Consider the following 20,659-nt stretch of genomic DNA (forward strand, 5'->3'; position numbering starts at 1 on the left):
AGAGAACGAACTCCGCACAGGCCCGGCGCGATCCCTCCGCCGCCTCATTTCTTTCCCTGGGAAGTGGTCCGGCATCTAGCGCACCGGTCGTTCCGCCCTGGATTGCCGCTTAGCCCAATGAGGCCGGGCGACTTCGGCGTGCCCGTTCGATCATGCCGCGCCCGCACATCGCGTGCTGAAAGGTGCGGGCGGCCTGTTGGCACACCGTTTCGTCGTACCGGGATCATCCGGAGACGCGGTAGTTTCGTCAAGTGATATATCCGGTACCGGTTTGCCCGATACCGCAACAATCGCGGCTTTCCGGGCTATTGCGCCGGCAGATTTAACCACGGTCCCGCTCTGGCACGGGCTTCATCGGGCCGACATTGCCCGCGATCCTGCTCGATTGGCCGCGCGCAGGCCTGAGTCGCACCCACACTGGGAGCACAACATAAGTGATGGTGAATAGTCGCCGACCTGTCAGTCAGGGCCGCGTCGAAGCCGTTCCGCGCATCGCTGCCTGGCAGCGTTACGGTGCCGGAGCGGAACATTCCTCGGCCAGGAGACAACGAATGAACCTAATAATTGTCATCATCGTCGGCGGCATTCTCGGCTGGCTCGCCAGCATCGTGATGCGGACCAACGCCCAGCAGGGCATTCTCCTCAACATCGTGGTCGGCATTGTCGGCGCGTTGGTTGCCGGGTTCCTGATCTCGCCCTTGCTCGGCGTTGCGCCGATCACATCGGGCGCGTTTGATATCAGCGCATTGCTGGTGTCGTTCCTTGGTGCGCTGATTCTGCTCGCCATCGTTAATCTCGTTCGCCGCGGTTCCGTGCGTTGAACAAAGGAGCACGTTACATGAAGAAGACCATTACGATCGCTGCGCTCGGCGCATCGGCCCTCGCGCTTGCCGCCTGTGCGGAGAGCAAGCAGGAAGAACAGCTCGAAGCCCAGGCCGAAGACGTCCGCGAAGCGGGCGAACAGACCGCCGATCAGATGGAAGACCGCGCCGACACGCTCGATCAGACGGTCGACGGGGTGGATTCGAACGCCGAACAGAACCTTGAGAACAAGGCGGATGCCGTGCGCGACAACACCGAAGCGAAGGCTGACGCGCTTGAGGAAAAGGCCGACAACCTGCCCCAGTAAAGTCTTTCGGCTTCAGATGGTGCCGATTGTGAGGCACATCCGCGGCGCCGTCTGTGTGCGGGCCTGTCCAGTGGACGGGCCCGCCCATGATCAGGCCTCGGGCAAGGCGTCCGCGCCGTCGATAATCGCCCGGATCGCCGCGCGGCCCCGATTGATCCGGCTCTTGACGGTGCCGATCTTGCAATCTGTCGCAAGCGCCGCTTCTTCGTAGCTCATTCCCGCTCCCGCGATTAGCATCAGCATCTCACGCTGCGTGTTGGGCAATTGTCCCAGAGCCACCTCGATATCTTCAAGATGGAGTCCTTCTTCCTGATTGGGCTGCTGGATCAGGATGCGCTCCGCCGCCTCAGGGTCCCACGGGGTCAACCGGCTGCGCTTGCGCGCCGTGCTGTAGAACTGGTTACGCAGGATTGTGAACACCCACGGACGGAACTTGCTGCCCGGCTGGAAGGTATGACGCGATGACCACGCGCGGACCATCGTCTCCTGCACAAGATCGTCAACCATATCGCGCTGGCGGCACAGCGATTGCGCAAAGCGGCGCAGCGCGGGGAGCGATGCGGTCATTTCTTCGGTGAAGCCGGAGGCAGGGTTTTCACAGGAACTGGTCGGGGCTGGCTTGTGCATGGCACCTTTCCGTCACGTTTCTCCCCTTCACCTCTCTTGGGCCACCTTCCGTCCGGGTTCCCTATACTCGGCAAGGATTTGCGCCCCGCCAGGGCCCGCAAGGCATTAAAACGGGTCATTGGCCTATGTGAGTTCGTCCAGCTCGCTCGCGTCCTATCAATGGCAGCCTCCCGCCGCGTGCGCGGCCGATTTGAAAGGATGGACCATGCGTATCCCACTGCTGATCGCCGCCAGCCTGCTGGCAACGGCCTGTGACAGCCCCGGCACTGATGAGAACATGGCTGCAAGCGGTGTCGGCCCTGCCGTCAACGACGCGTCTGATGCCTTGACCGAAGGACCACCCTCATCGCTGGCCTTCGTGCAGGGCATCATCAGGTCGAACCTTTATGAAATCGCTGCGGGCAACATCGCGCTCGACAAGGCGGAAGCCAGCTCAGTGCGGGATTTTGCGCAGATGATGGTCACCGATCACTCGAAGGCGCTGGAGACGCTTGAGGATGCGGTGGGAAGTTCGGGCCAGACGCTCGCTCTGCCGACCAATCTCGACGCCGAGCATCAGGCCAAGGTCGACATCCTCCAGAGCCTTCAGGGCGCCGCCTTCGACCGCGAATACCTGAGCCAGCAAATGACTGCGCACCGCGAGGCGCTGACTTTGCTCAAGGCCTATGGCGGCAAAGGCGAGTTAGCGGAGCTGCGCCAGTTCGCCCAAGGCGCGATTCCGACCGTGCAGAAGCACCATGACTGGCTGGAGAAGAACACGCCGCAGCCGGGCACAGCGATGGCGAGCGGCGAAGCCACACCCACGCCTTAACGAGACCGTCGTTCCGACAACGCAAACCCCGTGTGGCCGCGCGCCGCACGGGGTTTTGTGTGCGGGTGCTCAGTCGGCGTTGACGGCTTTGGGAAGTAGGCGCGCGGCGGGCTTTGGCCCCGCCTTTTCCAGCGCTTCCATGAAGGTTTTCGACCACCAGTGAACGTCCTGTTTGACGATGCAGTCGAACATCGCCTTGTGCCGCTCCTGCCGTTCGGCGAGCGGCATGGCGAGCGCGCGGGCGATGCCATCAGCCATGTCCTCGCTGCTGTGCGGGTTGACGATCACCGCGCCTTCCAGTTGCGCGGCGGCTCCGGCAAAGCGTGACAGCACCAGCACGCCGGGATCGGCGGGGTCCTGGGCTGCGACATATTCCTTGGCGACCAGATTCATCCCATCCCGCAAGGGCGTGACGAGCCCAACCCGCGCGGCGCGGTAGATGCCGAACAGCTTCTCACGCGAGTATCCGTGATTGACGTAGCGGATCGGCACCCAGTCTATCGTCGCGAATTCGCCATTGATGCTGCCCGACAGCGCGTTGAGCTCAGCTCGGATCTGCTGGTAGCTCGGCACGTCCCCGCGTGATGGCGGTGCGATCTGAAGCAGCGACACCTTCTCGCACAGTTCGGGGTGGTTGGTGAGGAACTGCTGGTAGGCGATGAAGCGCTCCTGCAAGCCCTTGGAATAATCGAGCCGGTCGACGCCCACAATCATGTCGCGCCCGACCGCGCTGACCATCAGCTGGGTTTGCGACTGCTTGGCCGCCATCGAATGGGCTGCGCTGCAAAAATCGGCGGTGTCGAGCCCGATCGGGCAGACCAGCATTCGCGTGCGCCGGTTGCCGAAGCTGACGATCTCACCGTCGATATCGGCATCGAGATGGGCGGTGACATAGTCCATGAACGCCTGCCGCCACTCCTCCGACTGGAAACCGACCACATCGTAATCGAGCAGGCTTTCGACCAGTTCGCGGTGGTCAGGTAGCGATATCAGCAGGCTTGGCGGCGGCCAGGGGATATGGAGGAAGAAGCCGATCCGGTTGCGAAAACCGCGCTCGCGCAGCTGCTGGCCGAGCGGCAGGAGGTGATAGTCATGCACCCAGACCAGATCGTCCGGCTCGATCAGCGGGCCGACAGTTTCGGCAAAGCGATGATTCACCCGCGCATAGCCCCCGGCAAAATCGCGCGCGATTTCGGTCAGGTCGAGCCGGTAGTGAAACAACGGCCACAAGGTGCGGTTGGCAAAGCCGTTGTAGTATTCCTCGATGTCCTGCGCTTCGAGATCGATGGTGGCCGTGGCGACGCCATTGGCGCGGCGAAACGTGATCTGGCCGGTGAACTCCTCGGTCTGCTCACCCGACCAGCCGAACCAGATACCGTTGCTGGCGCGCAGACCTGCCGCCAACGCAACGGCCAGTCCACCGCGATTGGCGGTCTCGCCTTCGGTTTCGGTTTGCACGCGGTTGGAAATGGCAATCAGGCGAGGCATCGGCGACCCTCCGTTGGGGACAGGGCAGCGCGGGGCGCGGCCATGCAGGGGTAAAGCCAGGGCGGAGCTTGTCCGCGAGATCCAGCGACCTTGCGACCCTTGCCCGAACCAGCCGAACAAAAAATGGCCTATGTGGTAAATTTGGCCGAAGCCCTGTTACGCCAGCAATTTGCGGATGTGGCTGATCACCTCGGCAGGGCCAGAAAGCACGTCATCGGCGTGGGCGGCGATCTTCTGACCCACCGCAATCCCGCGCCCGCCGAACTTACGTGCGGCGATGATGGCGGGAATGTCGGTCAAGTCGTCACCGATATAGACGGGTGAGCTACCCGCAAAGCGCCGCCGGTCCATGATCTGGCGCACGGCCTCGCCCTTGTTCGCACCGGGCAAAAGCAATTCGAACACCATATCGCCGGGCTGGATCGCGAGGCGATGATCCTCCGCGCATTCCCTGGCCCAGTCGTGCACAGCCTCACGCAGCGTCGGCGCCAGTCGGTAGTGCAGGCCGAGGCCGAAGCTCTTGAGTTCGATCACCACACCCCGCTGCGCGCCGAAGCGCTTCTCGGTCTCGCGCGCCAGCCGGGCGAACAGCGCAGAGTGCTCGGGCGCGCTCAGCAGGCCGTCGCTGCGCAATTCGAGCCCGTGGCTGGCGGCGACCGTGACGCCCCTCAGGCTCTCGCCCCACAGTGCATCGAGCTGTTCGAGCGAGCGGCCGGAAATGATCGCGACGCGCCCTTCCAGCCGCTCCATCGCCTCGGCGATCAAGGCGTGCAGATCGTCACTCACTACGATGGCGTCGGGTGTGGCGACAATCGGCACGAGCGTGCCATCGAAATCGAGCAGCAGAGCGAGGGGCTTCGGCAGGGTCATTGCACGGCTGCCTGTTCGAGCCGAGGTCTCCGCTTTGGTTCCGATGCCGTATCGGCGCGGATTCCCGCGAGCACGGCGGCGGCGCTCAGGCCGTGGACCAGTGCGGACAGCGCAATCGCCACCAGCACCACCAGCCACAGGTCGGTCAGTCCCGCCAAGGGCGCCGCGCTTGCGGCAAAGGCGAGGTAATAAATGCTCCCGATCCCGCGCACGCCGAAAGCTGCGGTGACAAAGCGTTCACGCGGCGGCAGGCCCGACCCGGCCAGCGCCACCCACCCGCTCAGCGGGCGGACAAGGAAGATCAGGCTCGCAGCGATGGCGACATGCTTCCACTCCACCCACGCCGCATAGGTGCCGAGCGCCGCGCCGGTCATCAGCAGCAGGACCGCGGTCAATGCGTGTTCGATGGCAAGGTTGAAGAGGTGGAGATTGCTGTGAAAGCTGTGCTTGGCCTCGACCCGGCGGAATGCCATCCCGCCCACGAAGCAGGCGATGAAGCCATAGCCATGGACGAACTCGGCCGCGCCGTAACACACCAGCACACCTGCCAGCGCGAGCACGCCCGATCCGGTCTCGGCGAGGATATTGCCCATCGGCCAGCGGAACACCACCTGCCCGAGCAACCATCCGGTCAAGACCCCGCTGACCGCGCCCGCTGCGATCCGGTAGGCTACATCATAGCTGAGCCAGTTGAACGCTTCGGTGCCGGAAATCCCGCCTAGCGCTGCAATAGCGAGGTAGACGAAGGGGAAGGCCAGCCCGTCATTCAACCCGGCCTCGGTCGTGAGAGCGAAGCGCACCGGATGCTCACCGCCTTCGGTTGGCGGGCCGACCTGCAAATCGCCTGCCAGCACCGGGTCGGTGGGCGCAAGCACAGCGCCCAGCAGCAGCGCGCTCGCCAGCGGCAGGCCGGCTGCCGTGCCTGCCAGCACCATCGCGCCAATGGTCAGCGGCATCGCCACCGCCAGCAGACGCCACGTCACCCGCCAGCGCGCAAAGGGGCGCACCACATCGAGCCGCATGCCGGTGGCGAACAGCGCAACGATCACCGCCATTTCGCTCATCGTCTCCCACCACTGGGGATGGCTGATGGGCGTGAAGAGCGGCGGCGCTTCGTCGATCGCCAGCGCGCAAACGAAGCCCGCAAGGATCAACAAGGCCGATGCGGCAGGCTCGCGGCCCGAAACAAACCGCGGCAGCCAGAACGCTGCCAGAATGGCGAGCCCCGCGAACAGCAGGAATTCGTGATACGACATGAGTAGGTGACTGCCATTGGTCCCGCGGGAGGGGCGGGAGCCGCAGGCATGGCGCGGCGAACGGGGCCGAACATTAACCGGGGATAGGAACCCGGCAATACCGGCGCGCGAGGCCTCCACTCAGGGAGCGCTGCGACGCTCACAAAAAACCCCGCCCATCACTGGGCGGGGAGTATATTGGGGCAATGACCGAGCCATAAGGAAGCCGAACGCTGGCTGGGTCATCCGATGACCGGAAGGATCGGGACCTTCTGGTGCCCGTTCTCTGCCCAGCCCATGCACGGCACGCTCTAACCTAAATTGGACTCGCGCGATTTATGGCGCTCAGATGCCAATTCCGCTGTCATGTCCCGCCTGAGCGCGCCAAGCTTGGCAATCGGCAGCCGGGCTCTCCGGCGTGGAGGAACCTTGTGGCGCAAACCGGATTGTTCCATGAAATTTCGAATTTGTTATTTTTGTGCCGTTGCTTCGCCCAGTTTACCGATCGAAGTGGTTGTTTAAGCCAGTACGAAGCATTTACCCGGTGAGCCGAACACAATTCGACCCTCGGCGTAACTTTTGAATGAGAGAAGAACCGGCTATTCTGAGAAATTGTATATGACGCAACACTCCCGAGGAGGACGCCAGTGTCCAATGCTTTTTTACAACGCCTGACGCACGCTGCCGTACTCTCTGATGAGGAGTTGGCCGCCGTCGAGGAACTGTGCCGGCAGCCCAAGGATGTTGCAGCCAAAAAATACCTCTCGCGCGATGGTGACGAGATGGTCTCCTTCCCCGTGGTGCTGAGCGGCTGGGCCGCGCGCTACCAGATTCTGCGCGATGGCGCGCGGCAGATCACCCGCTTGCTGCTGCCGGGCGATGCTTTCTATTTCGACTCGTCGCCCGATGGCGTCGCGATCGAAGAAGTCATCACCCTCAGCTCGTGCCGGATCGTCAATATTCTGCACGCCGATATGCGCCGCGTGATCGACCGTTTCCCGGCGGTGGGTGAAGCGATGCGCAGCTATGGCAGCATGGAAAATGCCGTGATGGCATCATGGGTGGTCAATGTCGGTCGCCGCGATGCGCTTGAGCGGATGGCGCATCTGATCTGTGAGGCGCATTACCGGCTTTCGCTGGTAGATCCCAAGCTGGATGAGCAGATGTTCTTCCCGCTGACGCAGGACGATCTGGCCGACGCGCTCGGCCTGACCCCGGTGCACATCAACCGCAAGCTGCAACAGTTGCGTCAGGATCAACTCATCACTCTGCGATCAAAGCAGCTGATCATTCATGACCTGCGAAGCCTGCAACAGGTCGCTGGATTCGACAGCGCCTATCTCGCGCCGCGGACGCAGACACCGCGCGATGAGGAACGGCTGAAGGCTATCGCGGCCTGAGGTGACCCCGCGTGACGGGGGCAATGGGTGAGCGCAGTGGGATCGCTGCGCTCACCGGACATTGTTCTAGCCCCCGCGTGACGCCAGTCCGGCGATGACGCTGACTACCCGGTGAAGATCGGCGGGCTTGCTTATGCACACGTTGGTCGCAAGATCATCAGGCAGCATTCCCGCGTCATAGCCAGTCAGAAATGCAAACGGGATAGACCGCGCTTGCAACTCGCGCGCGAAGTCGAACGTGTGGCTGTGCCCCAGATTGATGTCGATCAGCGCCGCATCAATCCGCCCCTCGGCAAGCAGATCAGGCAGATCGGGCACGATCGCAGTGACCGCGACGACCTTGGCACCGGCTTGCTGGAGCATCTGCTTGCAATCATGTGCTTGGTAGTAATCATCCTCGACGATGATGATGCGGCATCCGGAGAGCACTCTGTCAGTCATGGCAGCGGCCCAATCAGGAACGGGTCTCGAGAATGCTGCCGGAATCCGTCAGCGGAAACTCCAGCTGCGCCAGCACTCCGGTGTCGTGAATATCGAAGCGACCTTCGCCCTGCAATTCGTAAGGCACGCGCTCCTCGATCAGCCGCCGCCCGAAGCCTTTGCGGTTGAACTTCGTCTTGCGCTGCGGCGAGGTTTCCTGCCAGCGCAAGTTCATCCAGGGCCTTCCGTTCTTTTCGAGAGTCGTCCACACGATCCGAATATACCCGGTATCGCCCAGCGCGCCATATTTGATCGAGTTGGTCGCGAGTTCATGGATCGCTAGTGTGACAATCTCGGCGGCATGGGGCGACAGAGCGATGGGGGGGCCGTCCAGATGATACTGATGCGGCTGGGCGGCATGGACCAGCAATTCCTCGCGCACCAGCTCGGCCAGGTCGACATTGCGGCCGGGTGAGCGAGTGAGGGTGCTCTGGGTCCGGCCCATCGCTTGCAGGCGGCCGATCAGGTGATCGACGTAATCGCTGACATTGCGATGGCTGGGCGCCGACAGCCGGGCGACCGAACGGACCATGCCGATCAGGTTGCGTACGCGGTGCTGCAATTCGGCCACCAGTAGCCTTTGCCATTCCTCCTCGCGACGGCGCTGGGTGGTGTCGACCATCGCGCCGAGCATCCGCACCGGCCGGCCGTCGTCGTCAAACAGAAAGCGGCCGCGCGCTGACAGCCAGCGAACTTCGCCGGTAGGATGGCACACGCGGTATTCGTTGACGTATTCGCAGCCGCTTTCCATCGCTCCCCTGATCTTGTCCTCGGTGGCGCCGCGATCATCCGGGTGGACACGTTCGGACCAAATATCATAGGTCGGGACGATCTCGCCCGGCTCGTACCCTTCCATGCGGAAATGTTCGTCCGACCAGGTCAATTCGCCGGTTTCGACATTCCAGTCCCACAGACCGACCTTGCCGATCTCGCTCGCCACCCGCAGCATTTCTGCGCCGTGGGACAACTGCTGTTCGACCTGTCGGCGGGCGGTGATGTCGGTTGCCATCCCGAACCATTCGGTGTTCTCGCCATCATCGCCGAAAACTGGGATAGCGCGCGAGGAAAGCCAGCTGAGGATTCCGTCGGCGGTCAGCACCCGGTGTTCGATCTTGAGCGGCTGGCGGTTACGGATCGCTTCGGCGAGCGCGGCCTCCACCATCGCCCGGTCGCTTTCAGGCACGAAGTCTTCAATCCAGTTGCCCGCCGCACCGCGATTGCCGAGCAGGTCTTTGCCGCCAACCTGCTCCATCTCCGTGCCTTGCGGGTTCATGCGGAAAATCAGATCGGACGTCGCTTCGATGAGGGATTGCAATCGGCCTTCGCTGTGACGCAGCGCGATTTCCATGGTCTTGCGCGGCCCGATATCCTCGAACAGGATTCCCACCTGATAGGGTGCCTGTTGGCCGATCGGGAAAGCGAAGACATCGAACCAGCGACCCATGGCGGAGGATTCGCTCTCGAACCGCTTGGCCACCCCGCTCAAGGCGATGGTGCCATAGGTTGCCGGCCAGTGATCCTCGATATCGGGCTGCATCGAGCGCATGGTCCGGCCGATCGGGTCGATCAGGCCGGTGTGACCGACAAAAGCGTCATTGGCTTCGAGGAAGCGATAATCGACCCCGTTGCCGTCATCATCGAAGACCACCTCGATGATGCAGAAGCCTTCGTCGATCGCATCGAACAGCAGCTTGTAGCGGGCATCGGCTTCGCGGCGTCCGGCGCGGGCGACGTGTTCGCTGGTGATGTCGCGGATTCGCACCATGATCGCCCCGCGCTGACCATGATCCATCGGGGTCAGTGCGATTTCGTAGACCAGCGGCTGATCCGACCCTTCTTCAACCAGCGTCTCAGACGTGCAGCTGGTGAGAGCGCGGGTGAAGTGTTCCGACCACTGGGTCGCGTGCTTGGGGAACCGGTCGCGCAGGCTTTGTCCGGCGAGGTCATCCAGCTTGAATAGCGTACAAAATGCCGGATTGGTCGAAAGATAGCGCCAGTCGCTATCCTGATCCTCCGCAACCTCCAGCGGTTCAAGGACGCACACAGCGTCGGGCAGCGCCTTGAAGACGGTGCTGAACAGGCTTTCGGCAGTTGCGTGTGGCAGATCCGGCATTAAGTCGCCTCTCAAGGGGGGCATAAGCGATGGGGCAGGGCACGGGATTAACATAAGTTGGTCTGGGGAAAAGCACCTGTGAGGCTACTAACGCACGATAGGGACACGCGCTCCCAGAGGCAGAGAATGGTTCGCATGCAAAGGAGCACATTATGCGAATGATCCTCACGATGGTCGCCCTCGGCGGCGCGGCCTATGCGTTGTCCCGCAAGCTGGGTGGCCGCAACAGCAGCCACGGGAATGCCGCCTATGCTGGTGGCCAGCCGCGTCAGTCCTATGATGATGTCCGCGATTCCGGCCCCGCAGCGATGCGCGATTCCCCCGGCCGCAAGTGGACGGGCGTGGACGAAGCCAGCGACCAGAGCTTTCCCGCAAGCGATCCGCCCGGCAATTACTGACACCAACGCCGCAGTACCAGTGAGCGAGCCAGACGTTATGCCGGATTTGCAAGTCATCCGGTCGCACACATCATGGCCGGAATGATGATTTGGGTTAGTGTCCCTTTTTGCGTATTCGCTTCCAAGCAGGCTGGGTGTTCCAGCCTGACTTATGCCGGGATCGATAATGATGGCCACTATGACCGATGCCGGGACGGAACCATTGTTCCGGTTGCTCAGCCGCTACATGGCGCTTGACCACGCCGACCGCGTAGCGCTTTCGGCGCTGGAGACAGGCCCGATCCGCAAACTCAATGCGCGCAGTGATATTGCCCGTGAGGGGGAGAACCCCTCGGTCGTCCGCCTGCTCGTGTCGGGCTGGGCGTGCCGTTACAAGGACTTGCCGGATGGCCGCCGGCAGATCGTCGGCTTTTTCCTGCCAGGCGATTTCTGCGATCTCAATGTCTATATCCTGAGCGAGCTCGATCATTCGATCGGCGCGCTGACAGGCGTGAGGTTTTTCGAGATCGAGCCTGAGCAGTTTCAGGAAGTGATCGACCAACGCCCGAACCTGATCCGCGCGCTGCTGTGGCACGAAATGGTCGCGTCCGGTATCCAACGCCAATGGCTGCTGTCGATCGGACAACGTTCCGCGCTGGAGCGACTCGCGCATCTGTTTGTGGAGCTTTACTATCGGTTGCAGGCGGTTGGGCTGGCGACAGGGCTTACGTTTGAGTTGCCGATCACCCAGAACCACTTGGCCGAAGCCAACGGGCTAAGCCCGGTGCATCTCAATCGCACATTGCAGGAAATGCGGCGTGAGGGCTTGATCGAACTGTCCGACCGGCAGCTGAAGATCGTTGACCTTAAACACCTGAAAAAGGTGGCGATGTTCAATAGTAACTACCTGCATTTCAACCGGACATAGGCCACGCCGCCGCTCTAAAGCGCCAATCGGTCGCACGCGCTGGTAGATTTCGAACCCAGGTTATGGGTGATTGCGCTGGCTGCTCCAGTCCTGCGGCAACCGTTGGCAACGGACAGCCTTGGAACAGGTGGAGGCGTCATGACTATCGATTGGGTGAGCATTGTCGGCACCATCGGTGCCTGTGCCTCGGTGGCGAGCTTTACGCCGCAGGCTTGGAAGATCATCCGCGAACGATCCACCAAGGGGCTGTCGCTTGCGATGTTTGCGCTGACGACCCTGGCGTTCGCAGCTTGGACGACGTTCGGGGTGCTCAAGGGCGAATGGACGCTGGTCATCCCCAACGCGATCTGCCTGTGCTTTGCCCTGTTTATTCTCGGCATGATCGCGCTGCCGCAACGCAAGACCGAAGAAGTCGCCGAAGCAATCGATCCGGTCGAGTGATGGCCCCGCCATTGTAGCGGGGCCATCGGATCAGCTTAGTAGGTCACGCCATAGTAGGAATAGACCTGCTGGCCGTAACCGGCGTTGTAATCGGGTTCGTCATTATCGGCATAGCGCGGTGCGTCCTGAAGCCGATCCTTGTCGAGATCGACCACATAGCCGCCACGATCCGTGCTGTAGTTCAGCATCTTCCACGGAATCGGATAGTAATCGGCGCCGATGCCGAGAAACCCGCCGAACTGCATCACAGCATATTCAGCCTTGCCCGAACGCTTGTCGACCATGAAGTTGTTCACGGTGCCGAGCCGTTCGCCGCCCATATCATAGACAGCAGTGCCTTCGACCTTGTTCGAAGCGATCAGTTCGCGGGTTTCGCCGGTGTTGATGGTATCTGTCATGGGAATGTCCTCCGTTAGTAGGCAGGCACGATGCTGCGGCTGGGGCGGACAAGCGGCACTCACATAAATCAGCCACCTGCGCCCGCGTCCGCGAACCGCCCCAAAGCTGCGGTGGAGGGCGGCTGCGGCAGAGCCGTGCTTCTGCACGGCCTGTTCGGGCGGGAGATTTGCGCTTAAGAGAGCCGCGTTCGTCCTGGGTTCAGGCGTAGGGCGGACAAGCTTCGACCACTCTTCGCCCTTACCGTGTCCGGACTCCCGATGGCCCCCACCGCCCCGATCGAGCAGGCCTATCTCGCCAACCGGACGCGCTTGCTGCGCTTTCTGCGCGCGCGCGGCGCGGGGTATGCGGCGGCGATGCGTTGGACCTGACGGTCGAGGGCCGGTCGAGCAAGGAAGCCGGCATCAATGGCGGCGTCACCGTCGGCGTCGATATGTGGGGTATGCAGGCGCGCGACACCGGATGGTTCCGCATCGAGGCCGAAGGCGGCTGGCGCGAATTACTGACGAGCGATCTTGGCGCAACCCGCGCGCAGTTCGGCGAAGGGGCCGAATTCACGCTGACCCCCGAAGGGCGCGATAGCGGCTGGTTCGCCCGCGCCCGCGCGCTGGGCGGGGACGGCAGTTACAAGATCGCCGGTGAAGTCGGGCTGGAAAACCAGTTCGGCAATATCGGCTACAGTTTGCGTGCGTCGATCCGCTTCGGCTGGTGACGCGCGCGGGTGCCGGCTTTGCTATGCCCCACCCGCACGTTGGGCCGGCACCCACCTTCATATGAGACCCCAGGGAGGCTCGGTCAGACCCGCGCTGATTCCAGACGGACGATCAATGCGCTGATTTCGGCGACGGCCAGATCATGGGCCGCGATAAGTTCGCCGATATCGTCGATCCGCGCCATCTCGCCATCATCGCGCATGATCGAACAGATCACCGCCGCGTCCCCTGCGCCAGCCATCCGCGCCAGATCGATCGCTGCCTCGCATGCCGCCGGACGGGCGAGCACGCCGCCGCTCTGGCCGATCAGCGGGAAGACGTGGCCGGGAGAATGGATGTCGGCATTGCTCGCTCCCTCGGCCATTGCGACCTGCACGGTATGCGCCCGGTCCGCAGCGGAGATGCCGGTAGACACGCCCTCGGCCGCTTCGATCGAGCGGGCGAAAGGCCGCCCGGTCTGGCGCGCGGTGCCGGGGTTCACCAAGGTGAGGCCCAGCTGATCGGCACGCTCCGGCGTGACCGCCAGACAGATCAGCCCGCGCCCGTGAGTGGCCATGAAATTGATCGCTTCGGGCGTGACGTGCTTTGCAGCACACATCAGGTCGATGTCCCCGCCGCGCAGCCGGTCGCCCGAAATCACCACGATCCGCCCCGCGGCAACAGCGGCAAGCGCCGCGTCGAAAACCGCGTTGGTCACGCCAGATCCCTTCCGGCAGCAAAGCTCTTGGCGCCGAGCACCACCTGCTTGCCGACCAGTTCCAGCTGGCCCCGCGCGCGTTCATCAAGGCATTCGCCGTCGGGCGAGAACAGCCCGCGATAGGTGCGGATCGTCGCGCCCATCGGGGTCGGCCAGCCGCGCAGGGCATGGGTGATCGCGCGCATAGTGAGCAGGGTCGACATCGACGCCTGATCGCCGAACGCTGTGGCAATCAGCCCGACCGCACGGCCATCAAGGTAAGGGCGCTCGTCTCGCGAAAGGTCTTCCAGGTAATCGAGCGCGTTCTTCACCACGCCCGAAATCGTGCCGTGATACCCCGGCGCCGCAATCAGCAAGCCATCAGCTGCGCGCACCGCTGCGACCATCTCGGCCCCTTGCGAAGGATCGTGCAGCGGGCCGAGGTAGTGAGGCAGCGCGGTCAGATATTCGCCGCCGAACACCGTCACTTCCGCCCCTTCGCTCGCGGCAATTCCGGCAGCGAGGCGCAGCGCCTGCTCGGTGGACGAGCCGGGGTTGACCGTGCCGCCAAGGGCTACGATTCGGGTCATGCGGGGGTAATCCTTTCGGTGATGTAGGCAGCGAGCCGCGCGGTTTGCGCGTCCGTGAAATGCAGGCCGAGCTTGGTCCGCCGCCACAGCACGTCAGCGGCAGTGCGGGCCCATTCGCGGGTGATGAGGTAGTCGATCTCAGCGGCGGTCAGTCCGTGGCCGAAAGCCTCACCCAAGTCAGCCGCGCTGGCGGCATCGCCTAGGAACGTGGCGGCCGAAGTACCGTAAAGGCGGATCAGGCGGTAAGCCTCGACCTCGCCCAGAAATGGATAGCGCACGGTCAGATCAGCGGCGAGGGCGGGCGCATCGAACCGCTCGAAATCGCCGCCGGGCAGGAATGCCTTGCCCGTCCAGTCCTCGCCTTTCAGCACTGGCAGGAAGGGCTCGAGCTGGCGGATCGCCTCGGCGGCGAGTTCGCGATAGGTAGTGATTTTGCCGCCGAACACCGAGAGTAGCGGAGCCGCGCCGTCCGCTCCGCCGTCGAGTTCGAAGCTGTAGCCGCGGGTCGCCGCCTCCGGCTTGCCCGAGCCATCGTCGATCAGCGGGCGCACCCCGGAATAGGTCCAGACGACATCGGCGGGGGTGACGGGCTTGCGGAAATACTCCGACGCGCCTGCGCACAGGTAAGCGATTTCCTCCGCACTGGCGCGCACTTCGTCAAGGCTGCCATCGTGATCGACATCAGTGGTGCCGATCAGGGTGAAGTCCTGTTCGTAAGGGATCGCAAAGAAAATCCGCCCGTCGGGCAGTTGGAAGAAATAGGCGTAGTCGTGGTCGAACAGCTTGCGGACAACGATGTGCGAGCCGCGCACCAGTCGCATCTTCTGCGCCGAAGGCTCGCCTGCGCGGCCCAGCAGATCAAGCACGCGCGGGCCGGCGGCATTGACGACGGCGCGGGCGTGGAAGGTCTCGCCCCCCGATTCGATCCGCCAATGTTCGTCCTCGCGGGTGAGCGCCGTCACCTCGCAGCGGGTGCGCACCTCGGCTCCGCGATCCGCTGCGTCGCGGGCGTTGAGCACCACCAGCCGCGCATCATCCACCCAGCCATCGGAATAGGCAAAGGCGCGGGTATATGCGGGCTTGAGCGGCGCGCCGGCGGGGTGGCGGGTCAGGTCGACACCCTCGGCAGACGGCAGATATTTGCGGCCGCCGATATGGTCATACAGGAACAGGCCCAGCCGCAGCAGCCAGCGTGGGCGCAAGCCCGGGCGGTGGGGCAGGATGAAGCGCAGCGGCCAGATGATGTGCGGCGCAATGCCCCACAGCACCTCACGCTCGGTCAGCGCCTCGCGTACCAGAGAGAATTCGTAATGTTCGAGGTAGCGCAAGCCGCCGTGGATCAGCTTGGTGGAATTGGACGAGGTGCCTTCCGCCAGATCTCCGCGTTCGAGCAGCAGCACCTTGGCCCCGCGCCCGGCGGCATCGCGGGCGATGCCTGCGCCGTTCACGCCGCCGCCGATCACCGCAAGGTCGAACATCGCTGAGGTAGGCTCAGGCATCAGATCATCCACCACGCAAAGCCCAGCGCTGCTGCGAGCGAGGCGATGGTGGCCGCCAGCACCGGCATCACCGACCGCCAGCCCAATCCGAGCAACAGGTCGGTCCGCGTCCGCATCGCTGTGGCGGTCACGGCGAGCAGCAGCAAGGTTTTTGACAAGGTCAGCGCATGGCCGGCCAGATTGGCGGGCAGGGTAACAAGCGAATTGACCCCCACCAGCGCCAAAAACGCGAGAATGAAGCCGGGCAGGATCGGCACCCGCGTGCGGCCCACGCCCTCGGGCAACGGCTCGGCGCGGGCAATCCACAGCGCGGCGAGCGTTACCAGCGGTGCGAGCAGGGCGACGCGGGTGAGCTTCACCACGGTCGCCTGCGCGCCAGCCGCGTCCGACACCGCGAACCCTGCACCGATTGCCTGCGCGACATCATGGATCGATGCACCGACCAGGAACCCGGCCTGCGCATCGCTAAAGCCGAGCATCCGGGTCAGCGGCGGATAGGTGACGAGCGCAATCGCGCTGGCGGCGGCAAGGATCACCAGCGTCAGGGTGAAAAGCGCCTGATCGATCCGCTCGCGCCCGATCACGCCATACAGCGCCAGCGCAGCAGACGCCCCGCAGATTGCGGTCGCCCCGCCGCCGAGCAGGCCGACCGATTGGCTCTGTCCGGACAGGCGTGCGGCTGCGAGGGCAGCGATCAGCGCGGCGCCCATCACTAGCGCAAGGCCAAAAAACGGCACCAGCCCCATTGCCATTACCTGCATCGCGGTGACCTGCACCCCGAGCAGCACGATCCCGGCGCGCAGGCCGTGGCGAGAGACCCAGTCGAGACCGTCATGGGTGCGGGGGTCTGTGGCCGCAAAGTTCAGCGCAAGGCCGAGCAGCAAGCCCGCTAAAATGATCGGCACCCCGTAATTCTGGCTGAGCCAGGCGGCAGCCGCTCCGGCAATGGCACAGATCGCCAAACCGGGGACGAAGCGCGACAACGGCTTCTTCTCAGCCTTAGTAGCGGCAGCAGCAGCCGTATCGGCGAGCATGATCTCGCCGAACAGGTCGCCGGCAAAAGCCTCGTAGTCGGGGCGCGCATCGCGCTTCATGCCGTTCAGCCTGCCTTATGTCTCACGGTGTCATAGCCCTACTCCGCAAGCCTGTTGAATGCAACCGCACCTGCGCCTTGGGCGGCTATGCGAACAGATCGACCGCTTCTTCTTCTGGCCGGCGGATCACTGGCAGCAGCCACTGGAACCACGCCAGCGCAAGCAGATAGGACGAGGCGGCAAAGATGAACAGCGGCACGAAGCCAAAGCCTGCATCGAGCACGCGGCCAGTAATCAACGAAATCGCGACTCCGCCCATATTGCCCATGAACGCGCCGAACGCGGTAACCCGCCCGACCTTGGCGTTGGGGACGACATCGGTGATGGTCGAAAACAGCGAGAGCGAGAAGCCCTGATGCCCGGCCATCACTACCCCGATCATCACGGCCACGGGCCAAAATGCGTTGAGCTCCAGCACCAGCGGCAGGGGCGCGACCAGTAGGGCCGAGGCCAGCATCACGCCCTTGCGCACCCGGTTGGGGCTATGCCCGCGCTCCAGCAGCCGGGTCGACACCCATCCCGCCAGCAGTGCGCCGAGGCCTGACCCGGCAAAGGCAATCGCCAGGGGCACCGCGAGCTCCAGCGTGGTGAGGCCGAATTCCTTGCGGTAGTAATCCGCCAGCCAGAAGTTGATGAACCACCAGGTCATGTCCGAAAGCGCTTTGGCACCGACGATTGCCCAGGTCGCGCGGTTGGCGAGGATTGCGCCGTAACGCGCGCTCTCGCCGCCCGGATCGGGGCTGTCCGCCAGCGTGCGCTCACGCAATTGCGCCACCCCGCGCGCCAGCCACATCCATGCGAGCAGCGACAGAAATCCGCCGATCCCGCCCGCCACCAGCGCCCCGCGCCAGCCCACCGCCAGCGCAAGTGCCGGGATGACGAAGGGCATCGCAATCGTGCCCGCGCCGGCCAGCATGGTCGCAAAGCCGAAGGCGAAGCTGCGCTTGTCCGGCGGGAACAGGCTGGCGACGGTCTTGATCGTCAGCGGGGTCTGCACCGCCTCGGTCACGCCCAGCCCGACGCGCGCGGCGACCACCTGCGCAGTGCTCAGCGCCCAGCCATGCGCGACCGCCGCAAGGCTCCACGCGGTCGCGCCCACCTGCATCGAACGGTTCACGCCGAGCCGGTCGACAAGCCAGCCGGTGAACAGGAAGGCGAAGGCGGCGGAGAATTGCGTGACTGCGGCGAGATCGCCGAAGTCACTATCGCTCCAACCGAAATCGGCCATCATGTCGGGCTTCAGGATCGCAATGATCGGGCGGTCCATCGCATTGAATACGCCCGCGACGCACAGCACCGTGAACAGCGACCAGCGCAGCCGCGCAGATATGGGCGAGGAAGGTTGGGCCATCACGGGTTCCTAGAGTTCAAGCACGCAGCAGGGCAAGCAAGGCCAGACAAAAAGGGCCGCCGGATCGCTCCGACGGCCCTTGTTGATTTCAAGTTGCCACGCGGGTCAGAAGGTCCGCACACGCAGGCTGATGCCGAAATAGCGGTCGGCATCGCGCGGGATCTGCAAGCGGCGCCCGTTCTCGATATTGAGCAGCACGTAGCTCTCATCAGTGATGTTGCGGGCGTGGAAGGTCACGCGATACTTGTCGTCCGGATCGGAGAAGCCGACCGAGGCGTTCCAGATGCCATAGGGATCGATCCGGGTGGTCGGCGACTGGCCGAGGTCCGAGAACTGCGTGCTGGTGTGGCGGTAATCGGTGTTGAGGTACAGCGTCACCCCGCCCAGTTCCTTGGTATAGTCCCCGCCGATGGTGTAGACGAACTTCGGCGCCAGCGGCAGCACGGTGCCGTTGCGTGCGTCGGGCGCGTTGGTGGTCGGGTTCGGATTGAACTGCTTGACCCGTGCGTCCGCATAGGCCGCGCTGGCGCGCAGGTTCAGCCCGTCGACCGGGTTGACGATCAGATCGGCTTCGAAGCCTTCGCTCTTAACCGTGCCCGCGTTGGTCAGGTTCGAAATCGTCGCAGTATTGACGACGATGAAGTTGTTCGCCTGGAACCCGTCATACTCGACCATGAACGCCGCGACGTTGAGCTGCACGCGGTTGTCGAGGAACTGCGTCTTCGCCCCGATTTCAAAGCTGTCAGACAGCTCTTCGGAGATTGGCACCGCGTTGTTCGGCGCGGTGTGGTTGAAGAACACGTTGAAGGCCGGACCCTTGTAGCCGCGGGTGTATGAGCCGTAGAGCATGATGTCTTCCGACGGCTTGAACTGAATCGCCGCCCGGCCCGACAGGTTGCCGTTGGTGGTCTCGCCGCGGCTGGTGTTGGTGCCGTTGCCGCCGCTGGCGATGGTGCCGCCCGCCGGGTTGCCGTTCGTGCCCGGGCCGGTTGCGGGCAGACCGGTGGTGCGGTTGACCGCCGGTGCGCGGGTGTGGGTGAATTCAAGATCATCCCATGTGTAACGCAGGCCGCCGGTCAGCGAGAGCTGCTCGGTGATCTGGTAGGTGGCCTGACCGAACAGTGCGTAGTTCTTCGACCGCACGTCGCTGCGCGAGGTGGCGAAGGGGAACAGCGTGTTGACCGTATCGGAAACATTGCACGGGATCGCTCCGCCCGGCAGCGCCGCGAGAGTCGAGGTTGCGCAGGTCACACCCTGACGGGTGAAATCCTGAGTATTGTCCGATTGCCAAGCGAAGGCGCCGACCTGATAGAAGAACGGCTTCGACTGGTCCGAAGCGAGGCGGATTTCGGCCGAGACCTGTTCGGTCTTGACCACACCAAGATCATGCAGCTGGCCTGCGCCGACGATTGCGCGCGGCAGGAAATCGCCCTCGCGGTTCTCGGTGTTCTCCCAGTTGCGGTAGCCGAGCACGACGCTGAGGGTGTGAGTGTCGGTGATCTCGAAATCGCCGGTGCCCGTCAGGCTCCACTGCTGATCCTGCGTGCTGGTAACGAGGTCATTATTGATGAAGCGCTGGTCCTCGCCCAGAGCCACGCCGCCCGGCAGTGCGAGTAGCGCATCCTGCAACGCGCCGCGGCTGGCGCCGGTCACGTCGACGCAGCAATCATCATCGGCCTTGTAGTAATCCGCAATCAGGCGGACGGTGTTGCCGCCATCGTCATAATCCATGATCCCGCGCACGCCGTAACGCTCGTAACCATTGACCTTGTCGTTGCGGCCGCCGTTGATATTGGTGATGTTGCCATCAAAGCTGCCGTAGAAGCCGGTCAGGCGAGCGCTGAGGTTTTCACCCAGCGGACCAGAAATGGCTGCGCGCAGGCGGTATTCCTCGCCTTCGAACCAGTCGGCGCTGGCTTCGGCTTCAAACGTGTCGGTGCCGCCCTTGGACACGATGTTGACCAAACCGGCCGAAGCATTGCGGCCGAACAGCGTGCCCTGCGGCCCGCGCAGAACTTCAAGCCGTTGGAGATCAACCAGATCCATGAAGGCTTGGCCCGAACGCGACAGCACCACGCCATCGACAACGGTGGACACAGACGGTTCAGCGGCGACCGAGAAGCTGATGGTGCCGACGCCGCGCATCACGATCGCGCTGTTGGCGCTGGTGGTGCCCTTGCGGAAGGTCACCGAGGGGACGACGGTCGAGATGTTCTCGAGGCTGATGACCCCCGCCTGAATCAGGCGATCGCCCGAAACCGCGGTGATCGCGATCGGCACGTCCTGAACGTTTTCTTCGACCTTCTGGGCGGTTACGATGATTTCTTCGACCTGCGCCATGGCCGGCGCAGTGTGCATCAGCGCCAGCGAGCTGGCGGAAATGGCGAGCGTTTTAAGCGCAATACGGGTGGTGGCGGACATGGTAATTCTCTCCCCTGCAT

General features: G+C 63.5%; 21 protein-coding genes. 8 read left to right on the top strand and 13 right to left on the bottom strand.

The window, feature by feature from the left end:
* Positions 1-551: 551 nt before the first annotated feature.
* On the top strand, positions 552-821 hold the full coding sequence (locus tag GRI59_RS13015) for a GlsB/YeaQ/YmgE family stress response membrane protein (RefSeq protein WP_160761680.1): 270 nt from the start codon (positions 552-554) through the stop codon (positions 819-821).
* Between the two features lie 17 nt (positions 822-838).
* Positions 839-1,129, top strand: coding sequence for a hypothetical protein (locus GRI59_RS13020; protein WP_202391019.1), 291 nt, complete (start codon positions 839-841; stop codon positions 1,127-1,129).
* A gap of 90 nt (positions 1,130-1,219) precedes the next feature.
* Here the strand turns inward: GRI59_RS13020 and GRI59_RS13025 are convergent, their stop codons facing one another.
* On the bottom strand, positions 1,220-1,756 hold the full coding sequence (locus GRI59_RS13025) for a sigma-70 family RNA polymerase sigma factor (protein ID WP_160761681.1): 537 nt from the start codon (positions 1,754-1,756) through the stop codon (positions 1,220-1,222).
* A gap of 205 nt (positions 1,757-1,961) precedes the next feature.
* On the opposite strand from GRI59_RS13025, the gene GRI59_RS13030 reads away from it, so the two are divergent.
* Positions 1,962-2,567, top strand: a complete 606-nt coding sequence (locus GRI59_RS13030) for a DUF4142 domain-containing protein (RefSeq protein WP_160761682.1) — start codon at positions 1,962-1,964, stop codon at positions 2,565-2,567.
* A 69-nt stretch (positions 2,568-2,636) separates the two neighbouring features.
* Here GRI59_RS13030 and GRI59_RS13035 read toward each other — a convergent pair whose 3' ends face one another.
* From GRI59_RS13035 to GRI59_RS13045, 3 genes are all read right to left on the bottom strand, one after another.
* Positions 2,637-4,055 (bottom strand): alpha,alpha-trehalose-phosphate synthase (UDP-forming), encoded by a 1,419-nt coding sequence (locus GRI59_RS13035; RefSeq protein WP_160761683.1) that lies wholly within the window; start codon positions 4,053-4,055, stop codon positions 2,637-2,639.
* 156 nt (positions 4,056-4,211) lie between these two features.
* Positions 4,212-4,925 (bottom strand): trehalose-phosphatase, encoded by a 714-nt coding sequence (otsB, locus tag GRI59_RS13040; protein WP_160761684.1) that lies wholly within the window; start codon positions 4,923-4,925, stop codon positions 4,212-4,214.
* Positions 4,922-6,181: a cation:proton antiporter gene (locus GRI59_RS13045; protein ID WP_160761685.1), complete on the bottom strand. Its 1,260-nt coding sequence runs from the start codon at positions 6,179-6,181 to the stop codon at positions 4,922-4,924. The genes otsB and GRI59_RS13045 overlap by 4 nt, the downstream gene beginning before the upstream one ends.
* Positions 6,182-6,807: 626 nt before the next feature.
* On the opposite strand from GRI59_RS13045, the gene GRI59_RS13050 reads away from it, so the two are divergent.
* Positions 6,808-7,560 (top strand): helix-turn-helix domain-containing protein, encoded by a 753-nt coding sequence (locus GRI59_RS13050; RefSeq protein WP_160761686.1) that lies wholly within the window; start codon positions 6,808-6,810, stop codon positions 7,558-7,560.
* A 66-nt stretch (positions 7,561-7,626) separates the two neighbouring features.
* Here GRI59_RS13050 and GRI59_RS13055 read toward each other — a convergent pair whose 3' ends face one another.
* Together GRI59_RS13055 and GRI59_RS13060 are read right to left on the bottom strand one after the other, a co-directional pair.
* Positions 7,627-8,001 (bottom strand): response regulator, encoded by a 375-nt coding sequence (locus GRI59_RS13055; protein WP_160761687.1) that lies wholly within the window; start codon positions 7,999-8,001, stop codon positions 7,627-7,629.
* Positions 8,002-8,014: 13 nt separating this feature from the next.
* A complete protein-coding gene (locus GRI59_RS13060; protein ID WP_160761688.1) occupies positions 8,015-10,153 on the bottom strand; it encodes a PAS domain-containing protein in 2,139 nt (712 codons plus the stop codon).
* 152 nt (positions 10,154-10,305) lie between these two features.
* Between GRI59_RS13060 and GRI59_RS13065 the strand changes: the two genes are divergently transcribed.
* From GRI59_RS13065 to GRI59_RS13075, 3 genes are all read left to right on the top strand, one after another.
* Positions 10,306-10,551, top strand: a complete 246-nt coding sequence (locus GRI59_RS13065; protein ID WP_237440845.1) for a hypothetical protein — start codon at positions 10,306-10,308, stop codon at positions 10,549-10,551.
* A 178-nt stretch (positions 10,552-10,729) separates the two neighbouring features.
* Complete coding sequence (locus GRI59_RS13070; protein WP_160761689.1) at positions 10,730-11,458, top strand: Crp/Fnr family transcriptional regulator; 729 nt, start codon at positions 10,730-10,732, stop codon at positions 11,456-11,458.
* Positions 11,459-11,596: 138 nt separating this feature from the next.
* Positions 11,597-11,899, top strand: a complete 303-nt coding sequence (locus GRI59_RS13075) for a SemiSWEET family sugar transporter (RefSeq protein ID WP_160761690.1) — start codon at positions 11,597-11,599, stop codon at positions 11,897-11,899.
* A 35-nt stretch (positions 11,900-11,934) separates the two neighbouring features.
* On the opposite strand, the gene GRI59_RS13080 is transcribed toward GRI59_RS13075, so the two are convergent.
* A complete protein-coding gene (locus GRI59_RS13080; RefSeq protein WP_160761691.1) occupies positions 11,935-12,297 on the bottom strand; it encodes a PRC-barrel domain-containing protein in 363 nt (120 codons plus the stop codon).
* Between the two features lie 359 nt (positions 12,298-12,656).
* Here GRI59_RS13080 and GRI59_RS13085 point away from each other — a divergent pair, with 359 nt between their 5' ends.
* Entirely contained in the window at positions 12,657-13,007 is a 351-nt protein-coding gene (locus GRI59_RS13085) for a hypothetical protein (protein ID WP_160761692.1), read from the top strand.
* A gap of 83 nt (positions 13,008-13,090) precedes the next feature.
* Here GRI59_RS13085 and GRI59_RS13090 read toward each other — a convergent pair whose 3' ends face one another.
* From GRI59_RS13090 to GRI59_RS13115, 6 genes are all read right to left on the bottom strand, one after another.
* Entirely contained in the window at positions 13,091-13,705 is a 615-nt protein-coding gene (locus GRI59_RS13090; RefSeq protein ID WP_160761693.1) for a 3,4-dihydroxy-2-butanone-4-phosphate synthase, read from the bottom strand.
* Complete coding sequence (locus GRI59_RS13095; RefSeq protein ID WP_160761694.1) at positions 13,702-14,274, bottom strand: NADPH-dependent FMN reductase; 573 nt, start codon at positions 14,272-14,274, stop codon at positions 13,702-13,704. Before GRI59_RS13095 ends, GRI59_RS13090 begins: the two co-directional genes overlap by 4 nt.
* Positions 14,271-15,773 carry a glycerol-3-phosphate dehydrogenase gene (locus tag GRI59_RS13100; protein ID WP_160761695.1) on the bottom strand — a complete coding sequence of 501 codons (1,503 nt, stop codon included), beginning with the start codon at positions 15,771-15,773 and terminating at the stop codon, positions 14,271-14,273. The genes GRI59_RS13095 and GRI59_RS13100 overlap by 4 nt, the downstream gene beginning before the upstream one ends.
* Entirely contained in the window at positions 15,773-16,867 is a 1,095-nt protein-coding gene (locus tag GRI59_RS13105; protein WP_160761696.1) for a YeiH family protein, read from the bottom strand. The genes GRI59_RS13100 and GRI59_RS13105 overlap by 1 nt, the downstream gene beginning before the upstream one ends.
* Before the next feature lie 85 nt (positions 16,868-16,952).
* Positions 16,953-18,218 carry an MFS transporter gene (locus GRI59_RS13110; RefSeq protein WP_160761697.1) on the bottom strand — a complete coding sequence of 422 codons (1,266 nt, stop codon included), beginning with the start codon at positions 18,216-18,218 and terminating at the stop codon, positions 16,953-16,955.
* Between the two features lie 105 nt (positions 18,219-18,323).
* The gene (locus tag GRI59_RS13115) at positions 18,324-20,639 is read right to left on the bottom strand and encodes a TonB-dependent receptor (RefSeq protein ID WP_160761698.1); all 2,316 of its coding nucleotides are present in this window, start codon (positions 20,637-20,639) and stop codon (positions 18,324-18,326) included.
* Positions 20,640-20,659 lie beyond the last annotated feature (20 nt).

The organism is Erythrobacter ramosus, assembly GCF_009828055.1.
In the GTDB taxonomy this organism is placed as follows: domain Bacteria; phylum Pseudomonadota; class Alphaproteobacteria; order Sphingomonadales; family Sphingomonadaceae; genus Erythrobacter; species Erythrobacter ramosus.